13 protein-coding genes, 1 tRNA gene and 1 pseudogene are annotated in these 14,300 nt (G+C 61.2%); 11 read left to right on the plus strand and 4 right to left on the minus strand.

What is annotated here, in order from left to right; translation table 11 throughout:
• The first annotated feature begins 152 nt into the window (after window positions 1-152).
• Both DWB23_RS20420 and DWB23_RS20425 read left to right on the plus strand, forming a co-directional pair.
• The gene (locus tag DWB23_RS20420) at window positions 153-644 is read left to right on the plus strand and encodes a DUF309 domain-containing protein (RefSeq protein ID WP_121744626.1); all 492 of its coding nucleotides are present in this window, start codon (window positions 153-155) and stop codon (window positions 642-644) included.
• Window positions 645-785: 141 nt separating this feature from the next.
• Entirely contained in the window at window positions 786-1,583 is a 798-nt protein-coding gene (locus DWB23_RS20425) for a M14 family metallopeptidase (RefSeq protein WP_121744627.1), read from the plus strand.
• 88 nt (window positions 1,584-1,671) lie between these two features.
• Here DWB23_RS20425 and DWB23_RS20430 read toward each other — a convergent pair whose 3' ends face one another.
• On the minus strand, window positions 1,672-2,028 hold the full coding sequence (locus DWB23_RS20430) for a DUF7344 domain-containing protein (RefSeq protein WP_338067833.1): 357 nt from the start codon (window positions 2,026-2,028) through the stop codon (window positions 1,672-1,674).
• Window positions 2,029-2,332: 304 nt separating this feature from the next.
• Between DWB23_RS20430 and DWB23_RS20435 the strand changes: the two genes are divergently transcribed.
• The 3 genes from DWB23_RS20435 (at window position 2,333) to DWB23_RS20445 (ending at window position 4,850) form a co-directional block, all read left to right on the plus strand.
• Entirely contained in the window at window positions 2,333-3,646 is a 1,314-nt protein-coding gene (locus tag DWB23_RS20435) for a PQQ-dependent sugar dehydrogenase (RefSeq protein WP_121744628.1), read from the plus strand.
• A gap of 156 nt (window positions 3,647-3,802) precedes the next feature.
• On the plus strand, window positions 3,803-4,159 hold the full coding sequence (locus tag DWB23_RS20440; protein WP_121744629.1) for a glutaredoxin family protein: 357 nt from the start codon (window positions 3,803-3,805) through the stop codon (window positions 4,157-4,159).
• Window positions 4,160-4,268: 109 nt separating this feature from the next.
• A complete protein-coding gene (locus DWB23_RS20445; protein WP_121744630.1) occupies window positions 4,269-4,850 on the plus strand; it encodes a DUF7110 family protein in 582 nt (193 codons plus the stop codon).
• Window positions 4,851-4,952: 102 nt separating this feature from the next.
• Here the strand turns inward: DWB23_RS20445 and DWB23_RS20450 are convergent, their stop codons facing one another.
• Window positions 4,953-5,708 carry a hypothetical protein gene (locus DWB23_RS20450; protein WP_121744778.1) on the minus strand — a complete coding sequence of 252 codons (756 nt, stop codon included), beginning with the start codon at window positions 5,706-5,708 and terminating at the stop codon, window positions 4,953-4,955.
• A gap of 231 nt (window positions 5,709-5,939) precedes the next feature.
• Between DWB23_RS20450 and hmgB the strand changes: the two genes are divergently transcribed.
• Window positions 5,940-7,277: a hydroxymethylglutaryl-CoA synthase gene (gene hmgB, locus DWB23_RS20455; RefSeq protein ID WP_121744631.1), complete on the plus strand. Its 1,338-nt coding sequence runs from the start codon at window positions 5,940-5,942 to the stop codon at window positions 7,275-7,277.
• A gap of 165 nt (window positions 7,278-7,442) precedes the next feature.
• The gene (gene cmk, locus DWB23_RS20460; protein WP_121744632.1) at window positions 7,443-8,054 is read left to right on the plus strand and encodes a (d)CMP kinase; all 612 of its coding nucleotides are present in this window, start codon (window positions 7,443-7,445) and stop codon (window positions 8,052-8,054) included.
• Window positions 8,055-8,142: 88 nt separating this feature from the next.
• Here the strand turns inward: cmk and guaB are convergent, their stop codons facing one another.
• Window positions 8,143-9,642: an IMP dehydrogenase gene (gene guaB / locus DWB23_RS20465; protein WP_121744633.1), complete on the minus strand. Its 1,500-nt coding sequence runs from the start codon at window positions 9,640-9,642 to the stop codon at window positions 8,143-8,145.
• Window positions 9,643-10,096: 454 nt separating this feature from the next.
• Here guaB and DWB23_RS20470 point away from each other — a divergent pair, with 454 nt between their 5' ends.
• The 3 genes from DWB23_RS20470 to DWB23_RS23215 all read left to right on the plus strand — a co-directional run bounded on the left by DWB23_RS20470 (window position 10,097) and on the right by DWB23_RS23215 (window position 12,209).
• A complete protein-coding gene (locus DWB23_RS20470) occupies window positions 10,097-11,008 on the plus strand; it encodes a DUF5794 domain-containing protein (protein WP_121744634.1) in 912 nt (303 codons plus the stop codon).
• 53 nt (window positions 11,009-11,061) lie between these two features.
• Window positions 11,062-11,238 (plus strand) — tRNA-Trp (locus DWB23_RS20475).
• Window positions 11,239-11,498: 260 nt separating this feature from the next.
• Window positions 11,499-12,209, plus strand: a complete 711-nt coding sequence (locus DWB23_RS23215; RefSeq protein WP_162989886.1) for a hypothetical protein — start codon at window positions 11,499-11,501, stop codon at window positions 12,207-12,209.
• 125 nt (window positions 12,210-12,334) lie between these two features.
• On the opposite strand, the gene DWB23_RS20480 is transcribed toward DWB23_RS23215, so the two are convergent.
• Window positions 12,335-13,342, minus strand: coding sequence for a tyrosine-type recombinase/integrase (locus tag DWB23_RS20480; protein WP_121744635.1), 1,008 nt, complete (start codon window positions 13,340-13,342; stop codon window positions 12,335-12,337).
• A gap of 291 nt (window positions 13,343-13,633) precedes the next feature.
• Between DWB23_RS20480 and DWB23_RS20485 the strand changes: the two are divergent.
• Window positions 13,634-14,047: pseudogene (locus DWB23_RS20485) on the plus strand (winged helix-turn-helix domain-containing protein).
• Window positions 14,048-14,300: the final 253 nt, after the last annotated feature.

The raw sequence follows: 14,300 nt of genomic DNA on the forward strand, positions 1-14,300 counted from the left end.
TCGGAGATAACCAACGAAGACGAGGGGACGGAGCCGTGGACCCCCGCGACAGCAGTGGTTCGTCTGCGGGACGCCGAGGCGTTCGCCGCGACGTTCGGCGAAAGACTCTCACTCGCTCCGTCCGACGGTATACACGGACTACTCCACAGCCCATGGACGACCACACCAGCGATCCGACCGTCGCGCCGCCTCCCGAAACCGAGAATCCGACGGGGTGGCTGGCCGCAGACGGGCGCTGGGAGCACGCGACGCTCCGGCGCGCGACGGTTCACGGTGTCAGGTTGTTCAACGCCGGCGCGTACCACGAGAGCCACGACTGTTTCGAGACGGAGTGGTACAACTACGGCCGGGGAACCGCCGAAAGCGCCTTCTGCCACGGGATGGTTCAGGTCGCCGCCGGCGCGTACAAACGCGTCGATTTCGCGAACGATGACGGCATGCAATCGCTCTTCCGGACCGCGCTTCAGTATCTTCAGGACGTTCCTCGAGACTACTACGGCGTCGACCTGCTCGAGGTCCGAACCGCGATCACGAACGCACTCGAGGACCCGTCCCGAGTCGACGGCTGGCGAATTCCGCTTGATAGAGAGCAACCGCCCGTTCGAGCGGTCGATTTCGAGTACGCGGAGACGCTCTCGGAGTGACAGTTCGTCCCCGGTCGGCGATCGAACAGCGCTTCACTGGAACGGAGTCCCGTGGTATTGTGCGTCATTCACGCTCTATCAGAATACCTGGATTCGTGAGAGACCGAATCGCCTTTGACGTCGGAGTCCCACTATTCGACAATGAGAGTTGCACAGCTTGGATCGGGAACGCCGGAACTCGCAGTCGTGGCGGGGATCCACGGGGACGAACCCTGTGGCGTCCGGGCCGTCGAGCGGTTGCTCGACGAACGCCCGACCGTCGAGCGGCCCGTCAAGCTCATCGTCGCCAACGAGGAGGCCCTCGAGCGACAGGTGCGGTTCGTCGATGAAGATCTCAACCGTGCGTTCCCGGGCGCTCCGGACGTAGCGACCCACGAAGGTCAGCTCGCAGCCCGGCTCGTCGACGAGCTCGAGGACTGTCTCACCTTCTCGATGCATTCGACCCAGAGTCACGCCGAGCCCTTCGCGATCGTTAACAACGTCACCGAGACGGCGAAGACGGTGGTGCCACAGCTTCCGGTCGCGGCGATGGTCGAGACGAGTAACTTCGCGGAGGGACGGCTCTTCTCCGAAGTCGAGACGATCGAAGTCGAGTGCGGAATGCAGGGATCGGAGACGGCCGCCCAGAACGCCGACCGGTTGACTCGAACGTTCCTGACGGCCGTGGATGCGTTGCCCGGCGATACGGTTGGTCGGGATCTGCCCGTCTACCGACTCACCGACGTCATCGGCAAAGAGCAGGCGAGCACCTACGAGGTCTTCGTCGAAAACTTCGCCGTGGTCGAAGCCGGCGACCCCTTCGCGGCCGCCGACGGTGAGACGCAAGTCGCCGAGGAGCCATTCTATCCGGTGTTGATGTCTCCGAACGGCTACCGTGACGTCTTCGGGTACGCCGCCGAAAAACTCGACGTCCTGACGACGACGCCAACTGCAGACTGACGCGTCGTCGCTCGTCGCGGGTTCGACGGACTGTTCGAGCGACGGAGCTGCAGCTCGTGCCGTTCGAAGGCGAAGAACCGTAGAGCGATCAGCCGGTCAACCGATCCTCCGGCGGCCACCGTTCGAGTTCCTCGGCGGCCTCGAGGAGCGTCTCCACGTTCTCGTCGTCGGTCAGCGACACCTCGTTGTCGTCCCAGTCGACCGAGATAATATCGCGGGACAGTAGCTGGGGGAAATGAAGGTGGACGAGTCGGACCTGCGCGCGATCCGTCTTTCCCACGCTGATCTTTTCGGGCGAGATGCCGTTTCGTCGGGAGGCGACCCGTTCGGAGAGGGTGGTGACGGACATCGATTCGTCGCGACCGAGAGCGAGTAACTCGTGAAGCACGAGCTGCCGATCGGCACTTGCGAGCACCCGAAAGGCGTCCGTCTGTTCCAGCACCACAGATCTGAGCGTACGATACGCTGTTGGATAGCTATCCCGCCTAAAGGCGTTGGAAACCCGTTCCTACCGTCGACGTTCACGCAGTTCACCCCGCGAGGAAGGACGGTCCCCTCGAGTCCCCCACCTCGGTGGTCCGCTTACTGGCCGTCGACGAGGGATGTTCATCGGCGCACATACCCGGAGATTCTGGCGACCGGTGGTGCCGAGCGCGGTTCATCCGCCGCGGTGACCGACTGATTCGCCGCTCGTCGAACCGTTCGCACCGACCGAAGTACATTCCCGTTGTCAGTCCGTCCCCTCGAGTATGGTTTCGCCAACGCGGCGACGCGTCCTCGCGTCGCTCGGCCTCTCGATCGCCGTTGCCGGTTGTCTCGGCCCCTCCGAACCCGACGGGGTGGAGCTTGCGACGCCCGCGGAGCGACCGGACGACGACTGGACCGAACCCGAGTGGCGACCCGCCGAAGGAGCCCCCTCCGAGGACGACGTCGCCTCGACGACGGCGGTCGCCGGTCTCGAGATCCCGTGGGACCTCGCGTTCGCCGGCGACGACGCCTACCTCACCGAGCGCGACGGCGGCGTGCGCCGATTCGACGCGTCAGCGCTGGCCGAAGACGCCGATTTCGGTCCCGACGATGGCGACGTGATCCTCGAGGGCTCGTCGCTCCCGGACCGGGCAGCACCCGGAGAGGGCGGTACCCTGGGGATTGCGGTCCATCCGGCGTACCCCGACCGACCGGAGCTGTTCGTCTACTACACGGCCGACGACGGCGAGATCGGGAACCGAGTCGTCAGCTACGATCTCGAGTCGGATACCCTCGAGACCGTTCTCGACGGAATTCCCGGGGCGACGATACACAACGGCGGTCGAATCACGTTCGGCCCCGAGGGAACGCTCTGGGTGCTGACCGGCGACGCCGAGGACCCCGCGCTCACGCAAGATCCCGGCGCGCGTGCCGGTGCGGTCCTTCGCGTTACGGCCGACGGCGACCCCGTTTCGGAACCCGTCGACTGGGGCGACGGCGGTGACGCGCGGACGTACACGCTCGGCCACCGAAATCCACAGGGCATCGACTTTACCCCGCAGGGAACGCCGATACTCGCCGAACACGGGCCGAGCGCTCGAGACGAGATCTCGATCCTCCGGGCGGGCGGAAACTACGGCTGGGATATCGTTCGCGGCGGCCCGGACGATCCCAATTACGGCGGTTACGACGAGTACGATGACGCGATACCCCCGGTGGTCAACACCGGCCCCGAGACGACGTGGGGGCCATCCGGCCTCGCGTTCTACGACGGGCGTGCGATCGAGCCGTGGGAGAACCGCATCCTCGTCTGTGGACTCGCTTCCAATGCCCTGGTCGTCGTTACGCTCCGTCTCGGAAGCGGAAACGAAGAGCTCGAGGACGACGACGGCGTTCGCTACGACGCCGCGTGGCTCGACGACCGGTTTACCGCCACGGCGCACACGCTGTTCGAGGGGGAGTTCGGCCGCCTTCGACACGTCGAATCCGGCCCCGACGGCTCGCTGTACCTGCTCACGTCGAATCGGGACGGTCGAGCGAGCGGCGAGTTCCCGAGCGCGAACGACGATCGAATCATCAGGCTCGATCCGGCCTAGGGCCCTCCGTCGCGGGCCGATGCCGAAACCCGCTCCATCCGAGATTCGTCCTCGCCACCGCTTCCAGCCGGCGTCGCGACTACCGCCTCCGCTCTCCGCTCCGAGCGAGCCGTGATGACGCAAGGCATATCCCCGTTCGACAACGTATGCATAGACATGGACTTCCCACCGAACCAGGGTCTCGATCAGGACGAGGTCGACGAGCAGGTCGACGAAGCGATCGCGGAGAACGAGGTCGTTCTCTTCATGAAAGGGACCGAGTTGATGCCTCAGTGTGGGTACTCCCGCAAGGCCCTCGGTCTGATCGACCAGCACCGCGACGAGTTCGAGACCGTCGACGTCCTCGACTCGCTCGACGAGTTCCGCGTCGCGCTCAACTCCCACAGCGGCTGGGAGACGACCCCCCAGACGTTCGTCGACGGCGAATTCGTCGGCGGTTCAGACATTCTCGAGGAGTTGGAAGAACGCGGCGAACTGGCCGAGACGCTCAACGCAACACCAGACGACAGCTAGAAACGACGTTAAATTTATCCGAACACATCGCCACGTATTCAATAGCAGATCATATAAGTCACCCGCTCGTACTAGGAACCCAGCGACTGTCGCCGCACACCTTCCCACTATGTCAACAGAGGAATCCAGACACGTATATCGACTGCATTCAACCCTCGAACTGCCCCTCGAAGACCTTCGCACCCATATCGACGAGGCGACGTATCCGGATGGCGTCACCGACGTGGAGATCACGCGGCGAAATAACACACTCATCCTCAAAGCCGTCGCCGAAGACGAGTCGGTCAGCAAGTACACCCCGACGGCTCAGCTCAAAGCGAGCGTCACCGAAAACCGGGTTTACGAGGAGGACCCGGACGAACGACGAAACTCGTTCCGCTGGGACGAGGACGAAGAGGACGAAATCGAGTCCGAACTCGTCGAGTTCGCCGCATTCAAGGGCGATCGCGAAACCGTCCTGCAGAACTCGTTGCTCCAGTACCAGATGTTCCTCGTCCTCTGTGGCATCGCCGAAGCCGCGGAGAAGGGGACGCTGACGGCGATTTCGGAACGCGACGGCGATCTCGAGGCGACCCGAATCGTCGAAGGCGAGCCCCGGCCGGCCGACATCGAAGTCGTCGAAGGCCCTCGAGACCACAACTCGGGTCAGGGTGGCGTCAACTGGCGGGATAACAAGTTCATTTCTGACTGACGGCCCCGGTGCTGGCCGTCGAACCGCGGTCGCATTCGTGTTGCCCGGTGGCGACGGCTATCGTACCCCCGAACGAAGGTGGGCGCTACCCGACTCGAAGAGCTACCTCGAGGGCGATCGGATCACCGGCGGGGCGACGGACTCGGACCGATCCCGATAGAGATGCGTGCTGAGTTCGCCCTCGAGTTCCGAGTCGGCAGCCACGACGATGTGGACGGTCTCGCCGTCGGCGGTGTGAATCTCGAGGAGAGTTTCGCGATGTCGGCGAAGCGGGATCTCGTCGAGCGTCCCGCGGTGTCGAACGGCGTAGCGACCGAGCCCCACACCACCGATCGTTCCGAGGACGAACAGTGGAGCGTACACGCTCGTCGCAAGGAGCCCGATGCCGGCGAGTCCGAACAGCGCGAGGGTGCCCCCGCCGACGAATATCGATTCGCGCGCTCGTCCGACGCCGGGCCGTTTGCGCACGCTTTCGACCGACACGGCGACCGCGGCGGTGACGACGGCGAGCGCGATCGTCACGATACCCTGAAACGGGTCGGCGCTCGACAGGGAGAAACTGAGTACCGCGAGGGCACCCAGGAGGAGGGCACCGCCCGCGAGGCGTCCGAGGTGATTTTCCCCGCCCGTGGGCCGATACTGAATGCTCCGCTGGCGCCGACTTCGAATCGAACACACGTAGTCGGTGTTGATATCGACGAACTCGCCCGTTTCCGAGACACACAGCAGTCGTCGGTCGGTAAGTCCGATAGCTGCCCGGCCTCGAACGACGTCCTCGAGGAGCCTCCCGGACGTAAGAACCAACACGGATTCGTCTCCGACGACGGCGTTCCTGAGCCGATCTTCCGCGAGTCCCATTTCCGGTCGGACGGTCTCCGCCACGCCACATAGTAAGCCACACCCTTCTGAGAACGACCCACTCGTGGAGCGCCCCCTCGAGCGAACTCCCGAAACGAACCCACCGGATGAGGGGCGAGGTCGAAACCGGCAGCGTTCCGCTCGTTTCACGCCGCGAAGTAGTCGTGGGGATCGACAGCCGTCGAAACATCGAACGACAATATCATATATCCGGGCCAGTACATACGACACATGACTGCAGTCGGTATCGACGCCATCGAAATCTGGACTGGGAACCTCAAACTCGACCTCCCCGGGACGTTCGCTCCGGCGCAGGGCGAGGACCCCGAGAAGTACACGAAAGGACTCGGCCTGAACGCCAGTTCGTTCCCCGACAGCTACGAGGACATCGTCACGATGGGCGCAAACGCCGCCCACCGGTTGATGGAACGCAAGGGCCTCGAACCCGACGACATCGGTCGAATCGACGTCGCGACCGAGAGCGCCTTCGACAACTCGAAGCCGGTTTCGACGTACGTCGCCGGCTGTCTCGAGCAGGTCTACGGCGAGGATTTCCACCACGCGAACAAGGGCGAGCGGAAGTTCGCCTGTATCGCGGGGACCCAGAGCTTAGACGACGCGTACAACTGGATCCGTGCGGGTCGAAACCGCGGTCGCTCGGCGCTGGTAATCGCCACCGACACGGCGCTGTACGCTCGCGGCGACGCCGGCGAGGCGACCCAGGGTGCCGGTGCCGTTGCGATGCTTATCAGCGAGGATCCCGATCTGGTCGAACTCTCGACCGAGCAGGGCTACGGGTCGGCCGACGAAACCGACTTCCTCAAGCCGAATCAGCAGTTCCCCTCCGTCGACGGCAAACGCTCCGTGCAAGTGTATCTCGCCCGCATGCGCGAGGCGCTCGCGGACTTCGAGAGCGTCGCCGGCGACAGCCATCCCGACCAGTACGCCTACATTCCGTTCCACACCCCGTTCCCGGGGATGGTGCGCAAGGCGGGACTGTTGGTCTACCGGCACATGATTCGAGACACTAGCATCGAAGACGACCTCGCCGAAGAGATCGGCCGCCAACCCCGTGCGGAAGCGTTCGATGACGACGAGGCGTTTCACAACGCGCTTCGGGAGTACATGGACAAACTCAAAGAGACCGATACGTACCAGGAGTGGTACGAGGCGACGATCGATCCGACGCTCACGCTCTCTCGAGAGGTCGGCAACTGGTACACCGGCTCGGTCCACGTCGCCCGCGTGAGCGCGCTGAAACACGGCCTCGAGAACGACCTCGATCTCACCGGGAGCAAACTCCTCGTCGGCTCCTACGGCTCCGGTGCCCAGGCGGAGGGGCACGCGGAAACGATTCAGGACGGCTGGGAGGCGGAAATCGAGGCGCTGAACGTCGACGAGCAACTCGAGAGCCGCTACGACATGAGTTGGGACGACTACGAGGAGATCCACGACGTGCACAACCACGACATGGACGTCGACGTCGAGGAGTTCACGTCGCCCGAATCGGAGTTCGTTTTCGACGGCTGGGGACGAATGGGCGAGCGGAAGTATCGGTACGTCGAGTAGCGGTTTCTGAACGGAGCGAACCGGACAGTGCTCGACGCTTTCGAAATGTAGTGTGGTCCGTTTCTACCGGTGTGAACTGTTTCCACCCGGCTTTGAGAACTGTACGCGAAACCCACTCGAGCCGTCAGTCGGATATTTTTTCATCTCGAACTGAGAGTTCCGTATATGTCCACGAACGAGCGGTCAACGACCGAGATCGAGACGACGCTTTTTCTCACCGTCTCCGGCCCGCCGGGCTGTGGGGCGACGACGCTGTGTGAGCGTCTCAGCGAAGCGATGGGGTGTCCGTACGTTTCGGGCGGCGATATCTTCCGCGAACTCGCGGACGAGCGGGAGATGAGCCTCAACCAGCTGACCGCGAAGGCCGACGAATCTGACGAGATCGACCGCGCGCTCGATCAGCGACTGCAGTTCATCGCCGAGGAGTGGGGGATGGCGAACAAGCCGTTCATCCTCGAGTCTCGACTCGCCGGCTGGCTCGCCGGCGAGCGCGCCGATCTTCGGATCTGGCTCGACGCGCCGGAGGACGTCCGCCTCGATCGAATCGAGGATCGCATCGAAACCGAAGCCGAGATGCGGGTCCGCGAGGTCAGCGAAGCCGGCCGTTACCAGTCGTACTACGACATCGACATCGACGACCGCGAGTTCTACGACCTCCACATCAACACCGCACGCTGGAGCAAACAGGCCGTGTTCGAACTCGTCCGAACCGCGCTCGAGGAGTACGACCCCGAAATCGACGAAGGTGCGTTCGAAACCCCGTCCGTAGACCCGTAGCTCGAGTTCGGTTCCGAGCGGTCTCGATCGTGATCGTCCCAGAAACGGAGTGAAACGTCGAACCCGCGGGCAGTGACGGCGACGCGGCCTAGTTATCCGGCGAGTAGTTCGGTGCCTCGTCGGTGATCACGACGTCGTGAGCGTGGCTCTCGGCCTGTCCGGCGGCGGAGACGCGGACGAACTCCGAGCGCTCCTTGAACTCGGGGATGGTTTCGGCCCCGACGTATCCCATGCCGGACTGCATGCCGCCCGCGAGCTGGTGGAGTTCGGATTTGAGCGTCCCCTTGTACGGCGTCGCGGCCTCGACGCCCTCCGGGACGTACTCGTCTTCTTCGTCTGGTTCGTCCTTGAGATAGCGATCGCTGTCGCCGGATTTCATCGCGCCGACGGAGCCCATCCCGCGGTACTGCTTGTACTTCTTGCCGTTCATCGTAATCACGCGACCCGGCGCTTCCTCCGTGCCGGCGAAGTACGAACCGAGCATGACCGCGTCCGCGCCCGCGGCGATCGCCTTGATCGCGTCACCCGAGTACCGAATGCCGCCGTCGGCGATCACCGGGACGCCGTACTCTCTCGCGACGTCGGCTACCTGTGCGACGGCGGTGATCTGGGGCATTCCGGACCCGGAGACGACGCGAGTCGTACAGATCGAACCCGGGCCGATACCGACTTTGAGACCGTCCGCGAACTCGACGAGTTCTTCCGCCGCCTCGCGGGTGCCGATGTTGCCGACGACGACGTCGGCCTCGACGGACTCCTTGATCTCGCGCGCCCCATCGATGACGTTCATGTTGTGGGCGTGAGCGGTGTCGATGAACAACACGTCCGCGCCGGCCTCGTCGGCGGCGAGCGCACGGTCGCTCTCGAACGGACTGACGGCGACCCCGCAGGTGAGACGTCCGTCCTCGTCGCGAACGGCCTCCTTGTACTCGCGGCGCTGGAGAATGCCCTGCATCGTCACGAGACCGACGAGGAGGTTCTCGTCGTCGACGACCGGCACGCGCTCGATCTTGTGGTCGTACATCAACTCGAAGGCATCGCGCGGGTCGATGTCCTCGTGGGCCGTGATGACCTCGTCAGTCATCGCTTCCGTAACCGGATCGTCCTCGTTGACCTCGAGGTGGGGCCGGATGTCCGTACTCGAAATGATTCCCAGGACTTCGCCGTTGGTGTTGACGACGGGTGCGCCGCCGACGCCCCGGCGAGCCATCCGTTCGTCGACCTCGCGGACGGTCATGTCGGGGTCCGCGGTGACGACCGAATCGAAGGGGATGATGAGTTCGTCGGCGGTTTTGACGCGCTCGATTTCCTCGACCATCGCGTCGACGTTCATGTTGCGATGGAGGACACCGAGGCCGCCGTGGCGGGCCATCGCGATTGCCATCCGACTTTCGGTGACGGTGTCCATCGCCGCCGAGAGGATCGGCACCGAAACCTCGACGGATTTCGAGACGTTCGAGCTCAGGTCGGCGTCGTCGGGTTCGACACGGCTCTCCTTCGGTCGAAGGAGGACGTCATCGAACGTTAGCGCCTCCGGTACCTGTAGTTTCGAAGAATAGGGCTCGTGCTCAGGAATGTCGTTCGCCATGTAAACCGTCAGAACCCGCGAGCAAAAAGCGTTGCGAGATCTCTTCGAATGCGAACGAATGACGGGGAACCGGCGACGAACGCCTCGGTTTCAGAAGGTGTCCCCGACCGAGTTGCGATCGCGATCCGCTACCAGCCGCTTCGATCGCAGGTCTGTACATTTCAGCGCGCATCTGGCAGACAGTGTTGGATATTCGACCTGTTGTGTAACTGCCTCCCACACAACGCTTATTGATAATCCAGTTCTCTACTCGAGTATGTACGCTGTGAGCTTCAGTGATTCCCGAACCGCTGGCCGGATGAGCGTCGCCGCTGACGCCACCAACTTCCAGTTCGGGAAATTTACAGCTAAACTCACAGCGCGAGGCCGAAATTGGACGAACTGGTGTCTCTCCGTACGGGACCGTCCATCCTATTACCCACCGGCCTCGGGTCACGGCCATCGACCCTGATCGATGAGTACGTCACAACACCCGGTCGCCCTCCGCCTCGAGCGCATCGTCGGCGGTGACGCGAGACTGTTGGCGCTGGTGATGATGCTGCCGTTGATCGACGGCGTCTTCCCCGCACTGATTCTCGCGGGTGCGCTAAACGATCCGCTCGGAGCCGTCCAGGTCGGCCTGTTGATCTTCGGCGGGAGCGCCACGGTCGCGGTGATCCTCGCGGAGATGACCGGCACGCCGCGCGAGCAGGCGGCGATCGTCCTGCTCGTCGGTGTCCCGCTGATACTGCTCGCCGCCGTTCAGGCCGCACTCGCGCCGGCGATCGGAAGCGTTCTCGATAACGTCATCATCACGCGATTCGCGGCGCTGGTGATCCTCGCCATCGCGGCCAAGACCGCCAGCGCGACGATCGGCGAGTATCTGCCAAACCCCGTCGTCATCATCGGATTGGGGCTCGTCGCGAGCTTCGATCCGACGGGGGCGACCGTCGTCGTGATGGACGACCCCGCACTCGTCGCGAACGCCGTCCTCGCCGCGGCCATCGGCGTGGGCTTCGCGCTGGTGATCGCCCTCGGCGGGCCGTACCTGCGCGAGTACATGGACATCGATCGCTTCCGCTTCGGGAGCGCGGTGGCCCTCGGCTTGCTCCCGCTGTCGATGCTCGGCATGGCCTTCGGCCAAGCGCCACTCGCCGCGCTCCTCGTCGCCGGCGTGTTCGCGATCGATCTTCCGCTGGATCGCGACTCGAGCGACGCGGCCGACGACAGCGACACCCCCGCATCCGGGATGGGGGCGGTGACGGACGGCGGCGGCGCGGGGTCGGAGTCCGACGACGTGGACGACTCGGTCGACGACGAGCCGGATACCGGGCCGTATCCTGGCGACGATTCGACGGATACCGAGGGCCGCGCCCCGTGGCTGTAGGGCGGATTCCGAATCGAAACCACTTTAGGCGGGATACCCTAACTGAGAGGCGAGGGGCTGTGGCCAAGCCAGGGATGGCGACTGACTCCAGAGGCTACGGCGCCCGGGACGACACTCCAGAACTGATATACTGATCGGACACCTGATCAGTGTCCGTGTGATGACCCTCTGGAGTTCCGAGGCGCACCGGAGATATCAGTCGATCGGGGGTTCAAATCCCTCCGGCCCCATTACTCTCTCAACTTATTCATAACCCACAGACAGCGGTGGGTTCCTTATGATTGAACCCCTGCGTCGGGTCTGATATTTCAGTCGCGCAGGTTACGGTGTGCAACTCTGTCTGGCAGTTCTATTGCAGGTATGTGGGTGAAAGTGATAAAACTCGCCCTCAATGAATTGACTCGCTAAAGGCGACATAGGCGATTGTACCAGGATCAAGTTAGATCTGACCGGGGAATGATTTATATTGAGTAATTGTCTTAAATGGAATATGTCCGCCGCAACCAATCTTGGCCAACTATCTTACGCCTCATTTTATCTACCTCCCCTTACGTTCGGATATCTTTCCTTCGAAGATAACAATCCATTTATCACATACATCGCGCAGATCAATTTCGAAATCCTCATTTTTAGTCTTAAACCGATTCACGCGTTCTGGTTTCTCACAGCGTTCACATTTTTAGGAGCAATGCAGGCCCATGGTGTTGCCCGTGCTATCTACGGACCAGATGGACCAGAGAAGCGTCCAAAACACAAGACTATACATATACGCCATTCACTGTCATTTGTCCTCGGGACCGATGCAGAAAATATCCCGGTAATACCGTGTCGACTGGCTCACAGAGGATTGATACGAGAGTTACTGAGAGATATAAATCAGGATCGAAATCAGTTGAAGGCGAGCTTTAAGCAATTTAAGGAAATTGGATTGATGTTGACTTTGTCAAAGATTCCACGGGTTCTGTATTTCACCCCAATGGGGCTACATCGCTTATCGGGACGGGTAGCATTCATTGCGCTCGGAGCGGTTCTCTATTTCGGGAGAGGGAGTTATGTAGCATTTGTGTTGTTTGCTGCATTATTTGTTCTTCTATTCCGAAAGATCATCTGGGCACCCCTCCCAACCGTTTTGAATACCGATGGTCTCGATGATAGGTTCACTGCAGAATATCAGTCAAATGACGTAAATGACGAAGGATGATTCCGACATAAAATTCAGATCGTAGAGTTAAGAATATATGCGTGCAGAATACACGAGAGTGTAGTAAATAGACGATCTATATCCAGTATATACTTCTCATAACTACAGAGTTTATTTCATATTTATCAGAGATTATCGAGATACTTTTTCCTTGTTACTGCCTTCTCATCTTCCTGTCGTGTATCATAGTGTTCTTCAAGAACGTCTACAGTTACGTTCGCCCGTTCACTCAACTTCTCATTCGGCCACTCTTGGTTCAAATGATACGTGATAGCCGCTCGTCGTAGAGGGTGAGGACTCATTGAGGAAGGGCATTTCGACGAATCTTTCTTTCTCACAGCAGCATCACACGCCTCAATGGTTCGATTATGTGGACAACCCCCGTGAACTTTGCACGGTCGGGTGATCCCGTACATATTCTTCCGCAATGCGGTGTGGGACACTCGTTGATTACGAGTGGTGAAAAGCGGCTCTCTGCCACTTTCCTCAACAATATTGTGCCGATGCCCCTCGATATAGTCATCAAGGACTTCCCGCATTGAGTCGCCGGTGTTGATTTTCCGTTGCGCCTCAATGCCGTTCTTCAGCGGAGTTCCAGTGTCCGGGCGATGGCGGATCTTAATCTGCTTCCGGGAAGAGAGGTAGTCGTCGAGATCGATGGCAACGACTGTTCCCATTCGGAGGCAGGTGTGCCATATGAGCTGGAAGATCGCATGTCGTCGTTGTGCATACTCGAATTTGTAGAAGAAGTCCAGAATGTCTTCTACTCTATCCTGCGACAACGTATCGTCACTAACTCGATCGTCTTCATCGAGCTTCGGGAGTTGGACGAGTTCAGCAGTCCCTTGCTCGAGAAGTTCTGCCTGCTCGCACCAGCGGAGGAACACCCGGAGGGTCGAGAGATTGTTCTTCAGCGTGACCTCCTTGATACCCTGTCCTCGTCGTCGGAGCTTGTACTGTTTCAGGTGGTAGCCGTGAAGCTCTCCGACCTCCTCAATGCCTTGGTTCTCGCAAAACCGAATTAGCTCTTTGAGTGCGTACTTGTAGTTTCGATGGCTGGCTTTGCTAACTTCTCCCTCACGCTCTGCGAGGAAGTCCTCTACTGCTTGTGACGGCGTTACGTTCGGTGTCATTGGTATCGTTCTGAACCGCCGAACGTGAGCTGACCACCGGATCAACATTCGAATGATGACCCACTCGCGTTCCGCCCTCAGGTATCAGCACTTGCGGTGCGGCCCGCGCTGGAACGGAGTGGAAGCGCGGCGGGGGTTCAAATCCCTCCGGCCCCATATTCTCGCCGCTCACAAACTCGTGAGCGGCGAGTATTGAAAGCGGATGAGCCCGCGGACGAGCGAAGCGACGGCCTCGCGGCCCAAATATTATTATTTTGATAATGATTAGGAGCCCCCGCTCGCCGAACTACGATGACGACGAACTCCGAGCGCACGGACGGCAGAGACTACGCGGATGATCTCGAGGACCTCCCTTCCGACGGACAACGTGCTTCAACTCGAGGAGTACCTCGACATGCACGCGCGATCGGCCATCGCACCCGCTACGAGATCTGTTACCGACTCGTCCACGACGGGGAGATGAGTCCCAAAGAACTCGAGGAAGCGATCGGGATCGACGACAGCACCCTGCACTACCGCCTCAATAAACTGCTCGAGGTCGATCTCGTAGAGAAACGCCAGCGCACGGAGCGGGGACAGGACGGGCTGTACACATACTATCGGGCGACCGTCTTCGGCGAGGTCGTGCTCACCGACGGCGTCGACGGACTGAGCCGTAGCGAGCGGGCGTTCGAGGCGATGTGCGACGGGTCGCTCGAGGACTGAGTCAGCGGCTGTGCAGTTCACAGTGTTTTTGCAGCAGGTCCGAGGGTGTTGATTGGAGTGGGTTCTCGAGGCCGCCTCTCGAGCCTGCACACTCTCCGAATGCGTTCCCAAATAGTGATGCTGAAACGTTTCGTAATCATCCCAGCCGCCCCACTGCATCAACACTGACGGGAGTACCTCGGCTTCGAGTGCCAGGTGCCCCCACGTCCGGCGGAGATCGTGCGGTCCAACGTATAGCATCGATCGTCGTCCT

It is taken from the genome of Natronorubrum halophilum, from assembly GCF_003670115.1.
GTDB lineage: Archaea > Halobacteriota > Halobacteria > Halobacteriales > Natrialbaceae > Natronorubrum > Natronorubrum halophilum.